Below are 17754 nucleotides of genomic sequence, written 5' to 3' on the forward strand. Positions count from 1 at the left end.
CCCTCAGCTCGGATAGAAGTGTTCGCGGACATAGAAGGGATAGCGGTGGCCGCCGTCCCCGAACGTGCTCGCGGTCTCGATCGTGAGCAGCCGCCGGTCGAGGTAGCCGACCATCTCCACCCGCCCGGCGGCGAGCTCGAAGAAGGCGGTGAACGCGACCGCCGCGGCGCTGCGCACGTCGCCGGCGTAGGCGCTGCCGACGGTCTCGTGCCAGTCGTGGCGGCGCGGCGTCCACACACCGTGCGGGCGCACGGCCAGGTAGCCGTCGCGCTCCCGGATCCGCACCCAGGCGAGCCGGGTCGCGGCCGGGTCGACGTTGCGCCACAGCCCGACCAGCGCGGTGGGATCGAGCTGCCACGGCCCGAGCGGCGCCGACGTGGGCGCCGGGTGGCCGTACCGGCCGGCCGGTTCGCCCACGGCGGGACCGGCCGGGCCGTCGCGGTGGAAGAACTCCCGGGTCCAGTACGGCGCCGGCCAGCCCGGCCCGCTGAAGGCCTGGTAGGTGTTGACGACCAGCAGCCCGCCCCGGGTGTATGCGGCCAGCCGCAGTCCGCGCAGCTCGGTGTCGTGCACCGCCGTGAACGCCACGGCGACCGGTGAGTTGGGTGTCGCCGCGTACGCCCACGCCTGGATCTCGCCCCAGTCGTACGGCTCCCGCCGCCCCGCGCCGAGCAGGCGCAGCCGCGGCCCGCCGGCGCTCTCGGTCAGCACCAGTCGGCGCACTCCCCCGGCGGCACCGTCGGTGTTGCGCCAGGCGCCGAGCAGCGCGGCGTGGTCGAGCACCGACCATCCATCATGGAGGACCGAGGACCGCATGCGTCATCACCTCCCGGATCGTCGGCTCCGGCGGCATCGGCCGGCCGGTCATCAGCCGGAACTGGTGCGCCGCCTCCACCGCCAGCACCCGCCGCCCGTCGATCGCGCGCAGCCCCCGGCTCCGGACCTCCTCGACGAGCGCGCTCGACCCGCCCGGCGGACACACCATGTCGAGCACGGCCGCACCGGCGGTCAGCCCGTCCACCGGAAACGGCAGTCCGGTGTGTACGGAGGTGGCGTGCACCACGACCATCGGTCCGCTGGGCCGGAACGCGCGCAGCGGCGTGTACGGCAGCCCCAGCAGGTCGGCGGCGAGGCGGCCGCGAGTCCCGCCGCGGTTGACCATCGTCACGGCGGCGCCGGCGTCGCGCAGTGCCACGGCCGCCGCCCGGCCGGCACCGCCGCAGCCGACGACCGCGGCCGAGCGGCCGGCGAGCGGCACCCCGGCCCACCGCAGGGCCACCGCGACCGCGGACACGTCGGTGGTCGTCGCCCGCCAGCGTCCGCCGCGCCGGGTCAGCGCGTTCGCCGCGCCGGCCGCCTGGGCGACCGGGCTGACCACGTCCGCGACGTGCAGGGCCACCTCCTTCAACGGGCCGCTGACCGTGAGGCCGCGCAACGGCAGGCCGAGCGCGCGCAGCCCGTCCGGCACCTGCGGCCAGAACCCGGTCAGGAAGTCGCCCAGCCCGGCAAGGTGGAACGGCAGGTACAGGGCGCAGATGCCGCGTTCCCGGTACGCGCGGTTGTGCAGGCCCGGGAAGCCGGAGGTCAGCGCGAGCGGACCGGCCAGGCCGTACAGGTCGCGCACCGGTGGCAGGTCCGGAAACGGGTAGTCGGCGCAGATCCGCGCCACGTCGAGCGGGTCGCCCTCCAGCGGGCCGGCGACCGCGGGCGCCCCGAGGTACGGCGCGAGCAGCCGGCTCCAGGCGCCGAGCGGTCCGCTCCCGTACGCGGTGACGTCGCGGCGGCCCAGCTCGGCCAGCAGCCGCAGCGGGGTCAGCGCGGCCGCGGCCGACGGCGCCCGCGGCGCGAGCAGGTAGCCGGCCGCCGGTACGGCCGCCATCGCCGCGAACCGCTCGCGCAGCGCGGGCAGCGGCACGGCCGGCCCGTGCCAGGAGATCCGGCGCCGCGCCGGGGGCACCGCCGCCAGCACCGCCGGGGTGAGGTCGCGGTCGGCGTCGAGGTCCACGACGTCGTACCCGGTAGCCGCCGACGCGACCCTCGCCCGCCGGACGGACGGCGGGTCGGCGCGGCCACCCAGCGTGTAGAGCAGCCGCCGGCCGGGGAGCGCCCGGCGCAACGCGGCCGGGTCGAGGTCGCCCACCAGGTCGGCGCGGACCTCCAGCAGCGTGACGGCGTCGGGCACTGTGGACAGATCCGCCGGCCAGCGGGTCAGCGTCGCGGTCACCTGCGTCATGCCGTCACCCACCCGGGGGTATTTGCCGTCTGTACGGCCGGCCGGCGGGAGCGCAGACTTGTCGCCCTGTGGAGGAGAACTGGCCCGGGTTCGCCGCGATAGCCACCGCGCGGCACTGCAAACGCGCCTTCCTCGACCGGCCGGTGCCGCGCGAGGTGCTCGAACGGGTCCTCACCGCCGCCGCGCACGCACCGTCCACCCGCAACATCCAGCCGTGGCGGGTCGCCGTGGTGAGCGGCGCGGCCCGTCTGGCGCTGGGCCGGCGGCTGCGCGCCGAGTTCGACCGGGACGTCCCGCCGCACCCCGACTACCCCAACCTGCCGGCCGCGCTCGACGAGGCGACCCGCGAGCGCGCGCGGGCCTTCGGCGCCGGCCTGCTGGGCGCGATGGGGATCGCCCGCGACGACGCGCGGGGCCGTCGCGCGCACCTGCGGGCCAACCTCGACTTTCACGGCGCGCCGGCGACGCTCGTCTTCCACCTGCCCGCGGACGCCGCGCCGGGCACGTTTCTGGAGCTCGGCTTCTTCCTCCAGAACACGATGCTCGGGCTGGTCGCCTGCGGCCTGGGCAGCTGTCCGCAGTACAGCGTCGCCGGCTACCCGGACGTGCTGCGCGACGCGCTCGGCCTGCCCGACCGGCTGATCGTGTGCGGCCTCGCCACGGGCTATCCGGACCCGGACGCGAGCGTCAACGGCTTCGTGCCCGAGCGGGCCCCGCTGGGTCGGTACGTGACCTGGCATGATCAGCCACCCGCCTGCGGCTGAAGCACCGGCAGGTGCTCGCGCAGCCGCGTGCGCACGTTCTCGCGCAGGGCCTGGGCCGTGCGCAGGTACGCCACCGCGGGGTCGGGCGCGCCGGCCGGATCGGCGATGTCGCGCGCCGGGTCGAGGCAGAACGTGCGCCCCCGGGCCTCCGGCGCGAGCTGCTCGACGGCCGTGCGCTGGGCCCGCGTCATGCAGAACACCGCGTCGGCGTCCCGGCACATCTGGCGGGTGAGCTGGCGGGTGCGGTGCCTCCGGGGCGGTACCCCGATCCCGCGGAGCGCGGCGACCGCGGGCTCGGCCATCGGCGCCCCGGCCACCCGCGGCGCCAGCCCGGCGCTCCGCGGGCTCCAGGTGCCGTCGCCGTCGGCGCGGGCGATCGCCTCGGCCATCGCGGACCGGGCGGTGTTTCCCCCGCAGACGAAGAGCACCCGCCGCCGCCGCGCCCACGTCCACCGCCGGGCGGCGGACGCGCGCAGCGCCGGATAGCCGAGCGCCAGCAGGGCCAGCCCGATGAGCGCGGTGCCGAGGAGCTGGCCGGTGCCGGGCACCGCGATGCCGGTCAGCCAGGCGAGGCCGAACGAGGCGACGAACCCGGAGAGCAGGCTGGCGCAGCGGTTGGCCGGCACGCACCAGGTGTACTCGCGCGGGTCGAGGTAGATGAGCGTGCCGTAGATGAACAGCGCCTCGTACAGCAGGCCGACCGCGAACGCGGGAAGCACGGCCGGCGTCAGCAGGAACGAGGTGAACCCCTCGCGCAGCGCGCCGAGGATCGGACCGATGCCGACCAGCGCCAGCACGGCGCAGAGGCCGACCTGCCACAGCGCCGCCGAGATCTGCTCCTCCACCAGGTATCCCCGGTCGATCGCCTGGTCGCCAGTCTTCGCCACCCGGCTCATGATCTGGAACCGTCCGATGTAGCCGAACAGGTAGACGCCCAGGCTCGCCACCGCGCCGGCGGTCAGCAGGTAGCTGTCCACATCGGCCAGTGCGGCGAAGACCGCGAGCAGGCTGAGCCCGAGGGCCAGCCACGAGTACACCCGCACCGGGCGGCGGCGCGCGGCGTCGACGAGGGGCGAGAGGATCAGCACGCCGCCGCGCATCATCAGCAGCATGAACAGGATCGAGACCCCGGCGAAGGTGTAGTTCAGCGTGGTGGTCGCGATGATCAGGGCCATGAAGAAGCCGGCGGTCACGCCGGTCCGGCCCGGCCAGGCCACCTCCCGCCCGGCCACCCGCCGCCGGCCGGCGTACCGCCACCAGCCGGAGACGGTCAGGAAGACGAGCGAGCCGGCGAGCGTGCCGAGCGCGGCCGCCGGCAGCAACACCAGGCCGCCGACGTGGGCGTCCATGCCGGGCAGCAACCCGCTGGAGAGCGCCTTGGTCAGCGCCGCGTACGGCGTGTACCAGACGAAGTAGCCGATCGCCAGCCCCAGCATCCCGAAGCCGACGGTGCCTCTGCGGGTCGTCACCACGACCGTTCCTCCCTCGCATTAATAGGCGGAAGTAATTGCACGACTGGGCGCTCGACGCGCGCCGCCGCGATGGTCCACCCTGTCTGAAATACCGGAGTATCACGCCCGACAATTGGTCGCAAGTTGAGCACCGAATATTTCTCCCTGGCACCACAGCAATGCGCTCGACTAACCACCCCCGGGGGGTTCTGTACAGGGTATGACCCCCGGGGGATTGGCAAACAAAGGCGACCTCATCTAGGCTCCGACCGCCCCATTTTCCATTTCCGCGAGCCCGTGGAATTGGCGACAGCCGATACGTGTTTGGGCCACCCGTATCTGTACGTGTGCCATTGGAGGACTCATCGTGACGAGCGTCGAACAGCTCTGGAAGTTCTACCTCTGCGACGAGGAGCTGAGTCTCTTCGACATCTGGGAGGGCGGTGCGCCCAACGGCGACTCGGTCACCCCGTCCACGTACAGCGCGCCGTACCGCGCCTGGATGATCGATTTCCTGCGCGGCGTGCTCGACCGCACCAGCCCGCCGACGCTGCTCAGCATCGGCTGCGGCAACGCCTCGGTGGAGGCCGAGGTGGCCCGCGCCGGATACGACGTGCTCGCGGTCGACGTGCTGGAGCGCGCGGTGCGGATCGCCCGGCGCAAGGGCCTGGCCGCCGAGGTGGCGGACATCAGCTCCTGGTCGCCGCCGGAGGGCCGCTGGGGCGTCGTGTACGCGGACGGCCTCATGGCCCACCTGTACGACCCGGACGACGGGCTCTTCACGATCCTCAAGCACCTGCACGGGTGGCTGGTCCCGGGCCCCGGCGTGCTGGTCATCTCCAACGACGGCACCCGTGAGGGGCAGGACGCGCAGCCGGCGCCGGGCGTGCCCGCGCACTGGCTCTCCGCCGGCTACCTCGTCGAGCAGTGCCGCGAGGCGGGCTTCGACGAGGTCTCGTGCACCACGTTCACGTACACGCGCCCGCTCTCCGGGCCGCGCGACCGGGTCGTGGTGACCGCGCGCACCGCCGGCTGACCGCTACCTGACCAGCTGGACGCTCCCGTCGGCGGGCTGGAGCAGACCGAGCGTGTACGCCTTGGCGAGCGCCGCCGCGCGGTTGTGCACGCCCAGCTTGCTGAACAGGTGGCCCTGCGCGTTCTCCACCGTCTTCATGGCGATGCCGAGCGCGCGGGCGGTCTGCCGCACCGTCTGGTTGCGTCCGATCGAGCGCAGGATGTCGTGCTCCCGCGCGGTCAGCCGCGGCACCACCGGCGGGAGGTCGGCCGACCAGTTCCACATCGAGTCGGTGAACAGGCCGGACGAGGCCGGATCCATCACCATGTAGCCGCCGGCCGCCAGGTGCATCGCCGGCATGAGTCGGGCCTCGACGTGGTCGCCGTGCACCAGCGCGAGCACGCCGTTGGTGAGGGCCTCCCCCATCGTGCGCCGGTCGACCCGGCCGTCGTGCACCATGACGGCGGCCCAGCCGAGCGTCGCGCCGACCCGCCACTGATCGGCCGCCGGGTCGACCAGCACGCGCACCACCGGCCCGCGGTGCGAACGGTGCCAGTGGATCTGGGGCGTCGCCTGTGGACAGTGCTCGCGCACGACCGCGACCCGGTGCCCGATCAGCGTGGTGACGACCCGATCGAGCACCGGCCCGGCGAAGCCGACCACGACGGCCAGCGGCGTCTGCCCGCCGTCGCCGCGCGGCCCGTCCGCCGGCGGTGCGGGCTGGGCGGCCGGCGTGCTGCCGATGATCCCGAGCGTCGCGGCCCGGGCCACGGCGTGCGCCGCGCTCGTCGCGTTCAGCTTCGCGTACACCCGGCGCTTGTGGTTCTCCACCGTGCCCGGACTGATGTCGAGCATCTCGGCGATCTCGCTGACCTGGTGGCCGGAGGCGACCAGCAGCAGGATCTCGCGCTGGCGGCCGGTCAGCCCGACACCGTTGGCGTCCGGGTCGACGCCGCTGGCGAGGCCGCGCAGCACCGACACCAGCCCGCCGAGGCCGTGCGCGTACGGCACGACAGCCGCGACACCCGCCTCCCGCGCGGCGGCGAAGTCCTCCGCGGACAGCCGCTCGTACGCCAGCACGAGGCGGGCCGACGGGTGCCGCCCGTGCAGCAGCTGGAGGGTCGGCACGGTGTCGCCCGGCCGCTGCCCGCCGTCGATCAGCACGATGTGCGGCCGCTCAAGCTCGACGAGCGGGACGAGGTGGGTGCCGTCGACGACCCGGCCGACGACGGTGAAGTCGGGCAGGCCGCTCAGATAGGCCGCGAGCGCGTCGCGCCGCAGCTGGTCACCGGAGCACACGGCGATCCGGCTCGTACCTTGCCCGCTTCCCCTGCCCATGAGGGCCCCCAACCGAGGATGCATACGCAACAATCTAAATACATGAATTTATTGCGCGTAGGCCTTACCCCCGGTTGGAAATTCCTAAACCTGTCCCCCTGGGTCTTTTCACGCGAACCTGTCTGAGTCGTCAGCCAGCCCGGCCGAGGCGCGTCGAGCTCGGTGGCGCGTCAGTAGCCGTACCCGGGTCCGGTCTCCTCGCCGCCCGGCATCGAGTCGCCCTCGCCGACGACCACGCTGGTAGAGGCCTCCACGCCGGCCGCCGAGTGGTTGGCGTGGCGCAGCGAGACGTGCATGACGTGCGCGCCGGTCGGCGCCGCGGAGATCCGCGCGGTGTCCGACTCGACCATCACGTAGTTGTCCTCGTCGCCGTCGAACCAGACGTGTACGTGGTGCCGCCCCGACTCGGTCGGGCCGAGCGGCACGCTCGAGTCCACCTTCAGGGTGAACGGCACCGTGACGTCGGCCCCGGCGGCCGGCTCGAGCACGGTCAGGGCGAGGCCGCCGCCGGAACCGCCGCCGTAGCCGCCCGCGCCGTCGTCGCCGCCGCAGGCCACGAGGCCGCCTGCGACCAGCGACAGCACGGCCGCGGCGACGGCGTTCCTGGTAAGCATCATTATCGATCCCATACCGGTACTACCGCCCCGCCGGCGCCCCCGGATTCATCGGCGCCCGATGGATCCCGTGGCGGCCGTTCCCGCGTAGTACCTGATGTGGGGGTCAGTGACGAGGCGCTGGTGGCCGGCATGGCCGCCGGTGACGCGCAGGCCGCGGCCGGCTTCGTGCGCCGCTTCCAGGCCCGCGTGTACGGCCTCGCGCTCGGCGTCGTCGGCGTGCCGGCGACCGCGGAAGACGTGGCCCAGGAGGCGTTCGTGCGGGCGTGGCGGTTCGCCGGCGGTTACGACCCGCGGCGCGGCGGGGTGGTGCCGTGGCTGCTGACCATCGCCCGCAACGCGGCCATCGACGTCGTGCGGATGCGGCGCGACCAGCCGTACCAGCCGGATGTGCTGGTGGCGCTGCTCGGCGCGGGCGAGGCGGCGGCCGGCGAGGAGTGGGCGGCCGACGAGGTCGCCGAGGCGGACCGCATCCGGGTGGCGCTGGCCGAGCTTTCCCGCGAGCAGGCCACCGCCGTGGTGCTGGCCGTCTTCTACGGCCTGACCGCCAAGGAGATCGCCGAACGGGAACGGGTGCCGCTGGGCACCGCCAAGACCAGGATCAGGCTCGGGATGGCCCGGCTGCGCGAACACTTCGAGGTGCGTGATGAGTGAGCCACCCGGCTGCCCCGAAGCGCGCGAGCTGCTGCCCGAGCTGGCCACCGGCGCGCTCGCCGGCGACGAGCGCGCGTCCGCCCTGGCGCACGTGGAGGGTTGCGCGGCCTGCCGGCGGGAGCTGGCCGCGCTGTCCCGTGCCGCCGACGCGCTGCTGCTGCTGGCGCCCCCGGTGGAACCGCCGCCCGGTTTCGAGGGCGGCGTACTGGCCCGGCTGGACGCGGACGCCGGGCGTGCCCTCGGGCCGCCGGCGAGCGACGCGAACCCGGCCGGGCCAGCCCCGGCCAGGAGGCAACGGCGGAGCCTCCTGGCCGGGGTGCCACGGCCACGCCCCCGGCCGGCGATCGCGTTCGCGGTGGCGGTCGTGCTGGCGGCGGGCGCGGGTGCGCAGGCGGTGCGGTGGCGGTCGGCGGCCGACCTCGAGCTGGCCCGCCAGTACCGGCAGACGCTCGACGTGGCGGACGGCCGCTACCTCAAGGCGATCCGGATGACCACAATGGACGGCCAGCCGGCCGGCACCGCCTTCCTGTACCAGGGCAACCCGTCCTGGCTGCTCGTCACCGTCCGCGCGGCCCCGGTCGACGGCGCCTACGACGCGCTCGCGATCGACCGCGACGGCGCCGCACACCCGGCCGGCACCTGCGAGATCGCCGGCCGCGGCGGCACCGCCGGCTACCGGCTGGACATCCCGGTCTCGGCGGTCGCCCAGATCCAGCTCCGCTCCCGCACGGTCCCCGGCGCGGTGCTCACCGGGCCGGCACGCTGACCGCGGTGACCGCGAGGTGCCACGGCACGACGCGGCCGTCGCCGGCGTCCGGGCGCCACGGCCGCAGGCCCGTGTCCAGCTCCTCCACCGAGGAGAGCCGCAGCCTTTCCTCGGCCAGGAACGCGCCGAGGAACGTGGCCAGCGTCAGGTTGCGCGAACCCACCCGGCCGCGCGTCGGGAAGCGGCCGGTCGGGTCGTGCTGGAGCCGCTCGTCGCCGTACCCCGGCACGAGCTGGAGGCGGCGGTCACCGGCCTCGGCGCTCCGGTCGGCGAACGCGCCCACGTACGCCGGGTGCGTGCCGAGGTAGACCAGGCGGCCGCCGGGGCGCAGCACCCGCGCGGCCTCGGCGACGGCGGCCGGGAAGTCGTCGATGTCGGTGTGCGTGAACGTCATGACCACCGCCGGCACCGAGCCGCTGGCCAGCGGGAGCCGCCGCGCGTCGCCGCGCACCACCCGCGGCTCGCGGGCGGCGGCCCGGCGCAGCTGGTCGCCGGAGAAGTCGACGCCGACGACCGTGTAGCCGCTGGCCCGCACGGCCGCGAAGTGCAGCCCGGTGCCGCAGCCGACGTCGACGCAGACCGGCCCGCCGGGCCCGGCCGGGCCGAGCAGCCGGGCGAGCACGCCGCCCGAGCCGTCCGCCGAGCCGTAGCCGCGGAACTTCTCGTCGTACCAGTCGGCGTGCCCGTCGTACCGCGCGGTCTCCACGGTCGCCATCCTCAGGGTTTGTCGGTCACGGGAAGCGCTCCCTCTCCGGTCCGGGCGGGTGGGCACGCGAAGGCTAGCGGACCGGCCCGCCCCGGCGCGCCCCCAGCAGCGCCTCGACCAGCGGCCGGGCCACCTCGCCCGCGCCCCGCCCCGGATGCCAGGTGCAGGCGACCGTCAACGCCGCCACCCGCCCGGTGGCGAGCAGGCGCAGCGCCGCCACCCGGACCGCGTCGACGGCCGGCCCCGGCGTGACCGGGAAACGCAGGCCCGGCAGGGCCGCCGCGTCCACGACGTCGAGGTCGATGTGCAGGTAGATCGGTCCGTCCACATCGGGCACCGCGTCCACCGCCACCCGCCGCACCGCGCTCCCGCCGAGAAACTCCGCCTCCGCGGGATCCAGGTCGCGCCCGTCCACGAGGACCACCTTCTCCGCGGGTACGGGCCGCAGGCCGGTCCGGTCGGCGACGGCGGGGTCGCCGTCGCCCAGGAGCATCCGCAGCGGCATGCCGCCCGGGTACCCCGAAGTGCTGGTCCGCGGCGTGTGCAGGTCGCCGTGCGCGTCGAACCACACGACGGCCGGCTCGATCCCCCGCCGCTGGAGGCCGGCGACGACGCCGAGCGCGATCCCGCAATCGCCGGTCACGACCGCGGGCGCCCCGTCATCGGCCGCGACCGCGTCCGCCACCGCGGCGTGGAGCCCGGCCGTGCGCGCCCAGAAGCCGTCACCCGACAGCTCCGCGGTCACCACGACATCCGCCGTCACCGGCATGTCCACTTCGGACAACCGCTCGTCGAGGTGGTACGGCACGAGGATGGTACGCATAGGTTGATCTTAACGGCTCCCAGGTGAGCGCCACCGCCGCGAAGTCGCGCCGGCCGGGGCGTGGCTGGCCTACGCTCAGGTCGCCGGCCCGTTGCCGGTCACGGCGGGGCACGGCGGCTACGCCGAAACCGACCCACCGGAGGTGGAGACATGGGTACCTACGTCCAGCTGGGCGACGTCCGGACCTGGTACGACGAACGCGGCACCGGCGACCCGCTCGTGCTGATGCACGGCGGCCTCGTCGACGCGCGCTGGTTCGCGCCGAATATCGACGTGCTCGCCGAACGGTTCCACGTGTACACGCCGGAGCGCCGCGGCCACGGCCACACGCCGGACGTCGAGGGGCCGATCACGTACCAGCTGATGGCCGACGACACGATCGCGTTCCTCGAGACGGTGGTGGGCGAGCCGGCCGACCTGGTCGGGCACAGCAACGGCGCGTTCACGGCGCTGCTCGTCGCGATGCGGCGGCCCGAGCTGGTCAAGCGGCTGGTACTGATGAGCTGCGGCTTCAGCAAGAAGGGCGAGGTGGTGCAGGACGCCGAGTGGGACGTGGACACGATCGCCGCGTTCCTCGGCCCGGCGTACGGTGAGGTCTCGCCGGACGGCATCGACCACTTCAAGGTGGTGGCGACGAAGATCGGCGAGATGTCCGCGGTCGAGCCGCACCTGGAGGCCGCCGAGCTGGCCGCGGTGCCGCACCGCACGCTGCTGCTGGTCGCCGACGACGACCTGATCACGATGTCGCACGTCGTGGAGATGTACGAGGCGCTGCCGCGGGCCGAGCTTGCGGTCGTACCCGGGACGTCACACTTCGTGACCCAGGAGAAGCCGGCGCTCGTCAACGCGCTGCTCGTGGATTTCCTTGCCACCGAACCGGTTCAGCTCGTCGCGCCCATCCGCCGCGCCCCGTCGACGCGGGACACCTAGGGCACGAGCCGTTACACATCAGCAACCTCTGATCGCCTTGACGGAGGTGTGACGCGCGCCATACGTTTCCCCTCGCGCAATTTGGTCGCAACATTCTCGATAGTTCAACGTTTGTCGATTTGTCCCCAGGGCACGGGAAGGGTCGACCGTTCTATGCGTCGCCGCGCGAAGGTGTTCCACACGGGCGTGTCACTGCTCGCCATGGCCGCACTGGTCCTGGCGGGCGGCTGCGGCACCGCCGGTCCCGGCGCGTCCCGCGACCGGATCCAGGTCTGGGCGCTCCAGGATCCGCAGAACGAGCCGGTGATCGAGGCCGGGCTCGGCGAGTTCAACCGGGGCTCCCCGGTGCGGGCCGAGCTCGTCACGTACGTCAACGACGCGTACAAGCAGAAACTGCACGTGTCGATGGGGTCACCGAACGCGCCGGACATCTTCTTCAACTGGGGCGGCGGCAACCTCGCCGAGTTCGTCAACGCCAACCAGGTCGTCGACCTCTCCCACGCGCTCGCCGCACGGCCCGACGTGCGGGACGCCTTCCTGCCGAGCGTGCTGGCGGTCGGGCGCATCTCCAACGGGCAGTACGGCCTGCCGATGAACGGCATCCAGCCGGTCGTGCTCTTCTACCACAAGGGAGTGTTCCAGAAGGCCGGCCTGGAGCCGCCGAAGACGTGGACCGACCTTCTGTCCCTTGTGGACGCGTTCAAGTCGCGCAAGATAACGCCGATCGCGCTGCCCGGCTCGCAGGGCTGGACCGAGCTGATGTACCTGGAGTACCTGCTCGACCGGATCGGCGGGCCGGACCGCTTCTCCGCCATCGCCGCGCGGCGCGCCGGCGCCTGGCGCGACCCGTCTGTGCTGCGCGCGCTCCAGATGTGCCAGGAGCTGGCCGAACGGGGCGGGTTCGGCTCCAACTTCGCGTCCATCAACTACGACAACACCGGCGCGTCGAAGCTCTTCGCCACCGGCAAGGCCGCGATGTTCCTGATGGGCAGCTGGGAGTACACCAGCCAGCTGAGCAACAACCCCGACTTCGTCAAGCGCGGCGACCTCGGCTGGACCACGTTCCCCACAGTGGACGGCGGCCTCGGCGACCCGGCCAACGTGGTCGGCAACCCGGCCAACTACTTCTCGGTCGCGGCCAGCAGCCCGCACGTGCGCGACGCCACCACGCTGCTGATCGAGACGCTCTCCTCCGACGCGTACGTGCGCGACCTGGTCAACTCCGGCCAGGTGCCCGCGGTCGCCGGCGTGGAGGCGAAGCTGGCCGGCACGCCGAACGCCGAGTTCGCCACCTTCACCTACGAGATGGTGGCGAAGGCGCCCAGCTTCACCCAGTCGTGGGACCAGGCGCTGAGCCCGGCGGTCGGCACCGAGATGCTCACCAACCTCCAGAAGCTCTTCCTCTCCAAGATCACACCCGACGAGTTCGTGGCCGCGATGGAGAAGCTGTCGTGAGCGATCGCGGCATCCTGGCCCCGCGGCGCGAGGTGCGCACCGTCGTGCTGGTGCAGGCGTCCCAGCTCCGCCCCGCCCGCCGCGAGCGGCCCGGCTTCCTGTGGGCCGCGCCCGCCGCCGTCTTCTTCACCATCTTCGGCATCGTGCCGATCGCCGTCGTGCTCTACCTGAGCTTCACCACCTGGAACGGCCTCGGCACGCCGGAGTGGGCCGGGCTCACCAACTGGAAGGCCCTGCCGGGCGACACGGACGCGCTGCACTCGATCCGGATCACCGCACAGCTCATGGTCTTCTGCTGGCTCATCCAGACGCCGACCTCGCTGCTGCTCGGCGTGTGGGCGGCCGGGCCGCAGCGCAACCGCGCCATACTGTCCACGTTGTTCTTCCTGCCGCTGCTGCTGTCCACGGCGGCGATCGCGCTCACCTGGCTCTCCCTTCTGGACCCCAACTTCGGCCTCGCCGCCAGCCTCGGCTCCTACGTGGGCGTGTCCGACGGAAACTTCCTGGGCGACGACAGCCGCGCGCTGTACGCGGTGGCCGCCGTGATCTCCTGGCAGTTCGTGCCCTTCCACACGCTGCTCTACCAGGCGGCCGCGCGGCAGATCCCGGCCGCGATGTACGAGGTGGCCGAGATCGACGGCGCCCGCACCATGCGGCAGTTCTTCTCCATCACGCTGCCCCAGCTGCGCAACACCGTCATCGCCTCGTCGGTGCTGGTCGTGGTGGGCTCGTTGACCTACTTCGAGTCGATCCTGTTGCTCACCAACGGGGGGCCGGGCACGGCCACGCGCGTGCTGCCGCTGCACATGTACGTCAAGGGTTTCGTCGGCTTCGACATGGGCTACGCCAGCGTGCTCGCGGTGCTGCTGGTCGCGGTGGGCACCGCGCTGTCGGTGCTGATCGTGCGGTCGACCGGATACCACCGCATGAGCAGCGACCGGGAGGGGATGTAGGCGTGACCATCTACACGGCAGCGCGCCACCGCGCGGCGGAGACCCGGCCGCGCGTCACGTACACGCGGGTGCGCCCGCCGCGCGGCACCGCCGGCCGCCGCCGACCGGTCAACGTGGCCGCGGGCATCGCCGCCGGCGTCTGGCTGGTCATCGTCGCCGTGCCGCTCTACTACATCGCGCTGACCAGCCTGCGCACGTCCGACTCGTACCTCACCGACGGCGCGCTGCGCCCACCCTCCGGGCTGACGCTGGAAAACTACCGCCAGGTGCTCGACCTCGGCTTCGACAAGTTCATCGTCAACAGCACGATCGTCACGGTCATCACGATGGCGCTCGTGCTGGTGATGGCGCTGCCCGCCGCGTACGCCATGGTCTTCGGCGGCACCCGCGCGGTGCGGGCCACGTTCAACACGTTCCTGCTGGGCCTCGCCATCCCCGCCCAGGCCGTGATCATCCCGATCTACCTGCTGATCACCCGCCTGCACCTGTACGACTCGCTCACCGCGATCATCCTGCCCACCGCGGCGTTCTCGCTGCCGATGGCGATCGTCGTGCTCACCAGCACGCTCCGCGACATCCCGCGCGACCTCTTCGACGCGATGACCGTCGACGGCGCCGGCACGGTCGAGCTCTTCCGCCGGCTCGTGCTGCCGCTCTCCCGCCCCGGCCTGGTCAGCGTCGGCATCTTCAGCGGCCTCAACGCCTGGAACGGCTTCATCTTCCCGCTCGTGCTGACCCAGAGCGAGGCGCGCCGGGTGATCCCGCTCGGCCTCTGGAACTTCCAGAGCCGCTTCGGCACCGACGTGCCCGGCCTGCTGGCCGCGGTCGTGCTCTCGACCGTGCCGGTGCTCGCCCTGTACCTCTTCGGCCGGCGCCAACTGCTGCGCAGCCTGTCGGCCGGCTACAGCCGCTAGCGGCGGCTAGTGTCGTCCGCGTGGACGACCCCACCGAGATCGTGCGGCGCGGCTACGACCCTGACCACGAGCGGCCTCACATCGATATATTGCGATGCATGAAGTGCTACCCCACGCTCGCGTGCGCCGCCACCGCCGTCGCGGCCGCCGCCACCGCACTCGCCGCGCTCGCCGCCCCAGCGACCGCCGCCGGCCCGATCGGGACGCAGAAGTTCTACGCCGACTCCGGTGACCGCTGCACGTACGGCCACACCGAGGGCATCCTCGACTGGCGCGTACTCAACCCTTCCATCTACCCCGCCGTGCTCGTCGACGGCGCCGTCACCGACCTGCCGGCCCGCAACTCGCCCGGCGTCTGCGCCGACGACGGGATGTACACGGTGGCCAGCTACATCGCCTACGCCGGCCGGACCGTCGTCGACTCCAGCCAGGCCCGCGCCGACAACGGCACCACCGCCGTGCGCGACGTGCTCGGCGGCCCGAGCGCCCCGGCCGTGTTCGACCGGGTCGTGGTCCAGGTGTGCCGGTTCTCGAGCACACCGATCGGCATCTCGTACTGCGGCGCGGCACAGACCTACCCGGTACCGCGCGCGTAGTCACCCTCGCGGGGGCCAGCACCTATCGTTCTCGTCATGCACACCGTGGCCGTGCTGGCCCTCGACGGGGTGATCCCGTTCGACCTGGCCACCCCCATCGAGGTCTTCTCCCGCACCCGCCTGCCCACCGGCGGCGCCCCCTACCGGGTGCGGATCTGCGGCACCGGCGAGACGGTCCACGCGGGCGGCTTCACGCTGAGCCCGCCGTGGGGACTGGACGCGCTCGCCACCGCCGACACGATCGTCCTGCCCGGCCGGGACGAGCTCCGGCCGATACCCGACGAGGTCCTGGAGGCCCTGCGGCGGGCCGCGGCCGCCGGCACCCGGATCGCGTCGATCTGCTCGGGCGCGTTCGTCCTCGCGGCGACCGGCCTGCTCGACGGCATGCGCGCCACCACACACTGGGCCGCCGCCGCCGAGCTCGCCGCCCGCCACCCCCGCGTCCAGGTCGACCCCGACGTGCTCTACGTGGACAACGGCCAGCTGCTCACCTCGGCGGGCGCCGCGGCCGGCCTCGACCTGTGCCTGCACCTGATCCGCCGCGACCACGGCTCGGCCGTCGCCGCGCACGCCGCCCGCCTGTCGGTGATGCCGCTGGAGCGGGAGGGCGGGCAGGCCCAGTTCATCGTGCACGACCAGCCGCCGGCCCCGCGCGGGTCCATATTGGAGCCGTTGCTGTCCTGGATGGAGGAGCACTGCGCGGACGACCTCACCCTCCGCGACATCGCCGCGCGCGCCGGCATGAGCACGCGCACGCTCAACCGGCGCTTCCGCGAGCAGACCGGCACCACGCCGCTCCAGTGGCTGCTGCGCACCCGCGTCCGCCGTGCCCAGCACCTGCTGGAGGCGACCAGCCACCCGGTCGACCGGATCGCGCGCCAGGTGGGCTTCGGCTCACCCACCGCGTTTCGGGAGCGCTTCCGCCGTGTGGTCGGCACCAGCCCGCACGGATACCGCACGGCGTTCCGCACGCCGTGAGGCCGGGCCCCGTACGGGCCGCTGGGCCGGAGTCCTCCCGGGTGCGACCCGCCGGGGCACCACCCGCGCCGTCGTGCGGCGCTGCCGCACCCTGGGCGAAACCCCTGGCGGCCGGGCCGCACACTGGGTGTCCACGCGGGACGGGAGGACGGCCATGGTGGAGTACGCGGCGGGCGACACCTGGGGCATCGGCAGCGCCACGTTCGCGGTGGCGTACGCGCTGCTCGCGGCCGCGGCGGTGGCCGGCGCCCTGCTGCACCGGCATCGCGCCTTGGCCGGCTCGGACCGGATGCCGGCGGCCGACCCGCACCCGCAACAGGTCGCCTACCTCCAGGGCGGCCCCGAGCTGGCGACCTACTCGGCCCTCGCCGCCCTGCGCTGCGCCGGCGCGGTGGGCGTCGCCACCGACCCGGCCGAAACGGGCGAGCGGCCGCGGCGGCGCCTCGTGGCGACCGGGCCACCGCCGGACGGCGCGACCGCCCTGGAGCGTGCGGTCCACGACGCCGCGGCCCGGTCCGCCGATCCCGGCGCCGTCGCGGCCGACCCGGCCGTGGCGACCGAGCTGGCCCGCGTCGAACGCGAGATGGAGAGCGCCGGCCTCGTGCCCGACGCGGACACCCACGGCGCGCTCACCACGGCCCGGCATCTGCTCACCGCCGTGCTGGTCCTCGGCGTGGCCCGGCTCCTCGCCGGCATCGCCAACGAGAAGTCGATCATCTTCCTGATGCTGGTCCTGCTGGCGCTCGGCGCGACGATCGCCGTGCTGTGGCGCAAGCGGCCGCGGCGGACCCGCGCCGGCGACCGCGTCCTCGCGGCGCTGCGCGAAGACCACTCGCACCTCGCGCCCCCCAACAACCCCGCCTGGCAGGTGTACGGGCCGGCGGCGGCCGCGCTCGCGGTCGGGCTCTACGGGAGCAACGCGCTGTGGGTGGCCGACCCGGGGTTCGCCGCGGAGGCCGCCGTCCGGAAGGACCTGGCGACCGCGTACGCCAACTCCACCTCGTCCACCGGCTCAGGCACCGCGCAGACCTGCTCCGGGTCGAGCTGCGGCTGCGGCAGCGGCAGCGGCGGCGGGAGCGACAGCGGCGGCGGCACGGGCGGCAGCGGCGGCGGTGGGGGCGGCGGCTGCGGCGGCTGACCCGAGCGGTACATCATGGACGGTGTGAGCCACCTTTCCTCGATCGTCATCCACTGCCGCGACCCGTACGTGGCGGCCCCATTCTGGTCGCTGGCGTTCGGGCTACCGCCCGTGGAAGAAGACCGCGCCGCGCTGGCCGCGCACACGCTGGAGCCGGACGAGTCGGTGCTGCTGCGCGACCCGAGCGGCCGGGCACCCGACGTGTGGGTCAGCCCCACCGAAGACGACACCGACGCGCGCGGCCGCGGCCTCGTCCACATCGACCTCCAGCTCGACGACCTGAGCGAGCTCGACGCGCTCGTCGCCGCCGGCGCGGTCAGGCGGTGGGAGGTCACCGAGCCACACCGCTGGACCGTCCTGGCCGCCCCCGACGGCGTTCTCTTCTGCGCCATCCACCCGCGCGGCGCGACCGCCTAGAGACCTGAG

19 protein-coding genes are annotated in these 17754 nt (G+C 73.7%); 12 read left to right on the top strand and 7 right to left on the bottom strand.

Annotation, left to right across the window (positions count from 1 at the left end; genetic code table 11):
• Positions 1–3: 3 nt before the first annotated feature.
• Together AC5L36_RS21900 and AC5L36_RS21905 are read right to left on the bottom strand one after the other, a co-directional pair.
• Positions 4–816, bottom strand: coding sequence for a hypothetical protein (locus AC5L36_RS21900; protein ID WP_441218448.1), 813 nt, complete (start codon positions 814–816; stop codon positions 4–6).
• Positions 794–2233 carry a hypothetical protein gene (locus tag AC5L36_RS21905; protein WP_441218450.1) on the bottom strand — a complete coding sequence of 480 codons (1440 nt, stop codon included), beginning with the start codon at positions 2231–2233 and terminating at the stop codon, positions 794–796. The genes AC5L36_RS21900 and AC5L36_RS21905 overlap by 23 nt, the downstream gene beginning before the upstream one ends.
• Positions 2234–2301: 68 nt before the next feature.
• On the opposite strand from AC5L36_RS21905, the gene AC5L36_RS21910 reads away from it, so the two are divergent.
• A complete protein-coding gene (locus tag AC5L36_RS21910) occupies positions 2302–2997 on the top strand; it encodes a nitroreductase (protein ID WP_441218451.1) in 696 nt (231 codons plus the stop codon).
• Here AC5L36_RS21910 and AC5L36_RS21915 read toward each other — a convergent pair.
• Positions 2976–4466 (bottom strand): arsenate reductase/protein-tyrosine-phosphatase family protein, encoded by a 1491-nt coding sequence (locus AC5L36_RS21915; protein ID WP_441218453.1) that lies wholly within the window; start codon positions 4464–4466, stop codon positions 2976–2978. The two genes, AC5L36_RS21910 and AC5L36_RS21915, sit on opposite strands and share 22 nt — an antisense overlap.
• A 349-nt stretch (positions 4467–4815) precedes the next feature.
• Here AC5L36_RS21915 and AC5L36_RS21920 point away from each other — a divergent pair, with 349 nt between their 5' ends.
• Positions 4816–5484, top strand: coding sequence for a class I SAM-dependent methyltransferase (locus AC5L36_RS21920; protein ID WP_441218455.1), 669 nt, complete (start codon positions 4816–4818; stop codon positions 5482–5484).
• Positions 5485–5487: 3 nt separating this feature from the next.
• On the opposite strand, the gene AC5L36_RS21925 is transcribed toward AC5L36_RS21920, so the two are convergent.
• Together AC5L36_RS21925 and AC5L36_RS21930 are read right to left on the bottom strand one after the other, a co-directional pair.
• A complete protein-coding gene (locus AC5L36_RS21925; RefSeq protein ID WP_441218457.1) occupies positions 5488–6801 on the bottom strand; it encodes a LuxR C-terminal-related transcriptional regulator in 1314 nt (437 codons plus the stop codon).
• A 170-nt stretch (positions 6802–6971) separates the two neighbouring features.
• Positions 6972–7418, bottom strand: a complete 447-nt coding sequence (locus AC5L36_RS21930; RefSeq protein ID WP_441218459.1) for a hypothetical protein — start codon at positions 7416–7418, stop codon at positions 6972–6974.
• A 96-nt stretch (positions 7419–7514) separates the two neighbouring features.
• Between AC5L36_RS21930 and AC5L36_RS21935 the strand changes: the two genes are divergently transcribed.
• Both AC5L36_RS21935 and AC5L36_RS21940 read left to right on the top strand, forming a co-directional pair.
• Positions 7515–8069 carry an RNA polymerase sigma factor gene (locus AC5L36_RS21935; protein ID WP_441218461.1) on the top strand — a complete coding sequence of 185 codons (555 nt, stop codon included), beginning with the start codon at positions 7515–7517 and terminating at the stop codon, positions 8067–8069.
• A complete protein-coding gene (locus AC5L36_RS21940; protein WP_441218463.1) occupies positions 8062–8835 on the top strand; it encodes a zf-HC2 domain-containing protein in 774 nt (257 codons plus the stop codon). Before AC5L36_RS21935 ends, AC5L36_RS21940 begins: the two co-directional genes overlap by 8 nt.
• Here the strand turns inward: AC5L36_RS21940 and AC5L36_RS21945 are convergent.
• A complete protein-coding gene (locus AC5L36_RS21945; RefSeq protein WP_441218465.1) occupies positions 8816–9541 on the bottom strand; it encodes a class I SAM-dependent methyltransferase in 726 nt (241 codons plus the stop codon). The two genes, AC5L36_RS21940 and AC5L36_RS21945, sit on opposite strands and share 20 nt — an antisense overlap.
• Before the next feature lie 73 nt (positions 9542–9614).
• Positions 9615–10364: an arginase family protein gene (locus AC5L36_RS21950; RefSeq protein ID WP_441218467.1), complete on the bottom strand. Its 750-nt coding sequence runs from the start codon at positions 10362–10364 to the stop codon at positions 9615–9617.
• A 150-nt stretch (positions 10365–10514) separates the two neighbouring features.
• Here AC5L36_RS21950 and AC5L36_RS21955 point away from each other — a divergent pair, with 150 nt between their 5' ends.
• The 8 genes from AC5L36_RS21955 (at position 10515) to AC5L36_RS21990 (ending at position 17745) form a co-directional block, all read left to right on the top strand.
• Positions 10515–11294 carry an alpha/beta fold hydrolase gene (locus AC5L36_RS21955; RefSeq protein WP_441218469.1) on the top strand — a complete coding sequence of 260 codons (780 nt, stop codon included), beginning with the start codon at positions 10515–10517 and terminating at the stop codon, positions 11292–11294.
• Between the two features lie 153 nt (positions 11295–11447).
• A complete protein-coding gene (locus AC5L36_RS21960) occupies positions 11448–12749 on the top strand; it encodes an ABC transporter substrate-binding protein (RefSeq protein WP_441218471.1) in 1302 nt (433 codons plus the stop codon).
• Complete coding sequence (locus AC5L36_RS21965) at positions 12746–13702, top strand: carbohydrate ABC transporter permease (protein ID WP_441218473.1); 957 nt, start codon at positions 12746–12748, stop codon at positions 13700–13702. Before AC5L36_RS21960 ends, AC5L36_RS21965 begins: the two co-directional genes overlap by 4 nt.
• A 2-nt stretch (positions 13703–13704) precedes the next feature.
• Positions 13705–14616 carry a carbohydrate ABC transporter permease gene (locus tag AC5L36_RS21970; RefSeq protein ID WP_441218474.1) on the top strand — a complete coding sequence of 304 codons (912 nt, stop codon included), beginning with the start codon at positions 13705–13707 and terminating at the stop codon, positions 14614–14616.
• 98 nt (positions 14617–14714) lie between these two features.
• On the top strand, positions 14715–15212 hold the full coding sequence (locus AC5L36_RS21975) for a hypothetical protein (RefSeq protein ID WP_441218476.1): 498 nt from the start codon (positions 14715–14717) through the stop codon (positions 15210–15212).
• Positions 15213–15248: 36 nt separating this feature from the next.
• Positions 15249–16190 (top strand): GlxA family transcriptional regulator, encoded by a 942-nt coding sequence (locus tag AC5L36_RS21980; RefSeq protein ID WP_441218478.1) that lies wholly within the window; start codon positions 15249–15251, stop codon positions 16188–16190.
• Positions 16191–16344: 154 nt separating this feature from the next.
• Positions 16345–17328, top strand: a complete 984-nt coding sequence (locus tag AC5L36_RS21985) for a TIGR04222 domain-containing membrane protein (protein WP_441218480.1) — start codon at positions 16345–16347, stop codon at positions 17326–17328.
• 24 nt (positions 17329–17352) lie between these two features.
• Positions 17353–17745, top strand: coding sequence for a VOC family protein (locus AC5L36_RS21990; protein WP_441218482.1), 393 nt, complete (start codon positions 17353–17355; stop codon positions 17743–17745).
• The last annotated feature ends 9 nt before the right edge of the window (positions 17746–17754 follow it).

The organism is Phytohabitans sp. LZ39 (genome assembly GCF_059359075.1).

Coding starts and splice junctions, on each gene's coding strand:
- AC5L36_RS21900 (WP_441218448.1), bottom strand. CDS start 816: ATGCGGTCCTCGGTCCTCCATGATGGATGGTCGGTGCTCGACCACGCC.
- AC5L36_RS21905 (WP_441218450.1), bottom strand. CDS start 2,233: ATGACGCAGGTGACCGCGACGCTGACCCGCTGGCCGGCGGATCTGTCC.
- AC5L36_RS21925 (WP_441218457.1), bottom strand. CDS start 6,801: ATGGGCAGGGGAAGCGGGCAAGGTACGAGCCGGATCGCCGTGTGCTCC.
- AC5L36_RS21930 (WP_441218459.1), bottom strand. CDS start 7,418: ATGATGCTTACCAGGAACGCCGTCGCCGCGGCCGTGCTGTCGCTGGTC.
- AC5L36_RS21940 (WP_441218463.1), top strand. CDS start 8,062: ATGAGTGAGCCACCCGGCTGCCCCGAAGCGCGCGAGCTGCTGCCCGAG.
- AC5L36_RS21950 (WP_441218467.1), bottom strand. CDS start 10,364: ATGCGTACCATCCTCGTGCCGTACCACCTCGACGAGCGGTTGTCCGAA.
- AC5L36_RS21955 (WP_441218469.1), top strand. CDS start 10,515: ATGGGTACCTACGTCCAGCTGGGCGACGTCCGGACCTGGTACGACGAA.
- AC5L36_RS21960 (WP_441218471.1), top strand. CDS start 11,448: ATGCGTCGCCGCGCGAAGGTGTTCCACACGGGCGTGTCACTGCTCGCC.
- AC5L36_RS21975 (WP_441218476.1), top strand. CDS start 14,715: ATGAAGTGCTACCCCACGCTCGCGTGCGCCGCCACCGCCGTCGCGGCC.
- AC5L36_RS21980 (WP_441218478.1), top strand. CDS start 15,249: ATGCACACCGTGGCCGTGCTGGCCCTCGACGGGGTGATCCCGTTCGAC.
- AC5L36_RS21985 (WP_441218480.1), top strand. CDS start 16,345: ATGGTGGAGTACGCGGCGGGCGACACCTGGGGCATCGGCAGCGCCACG.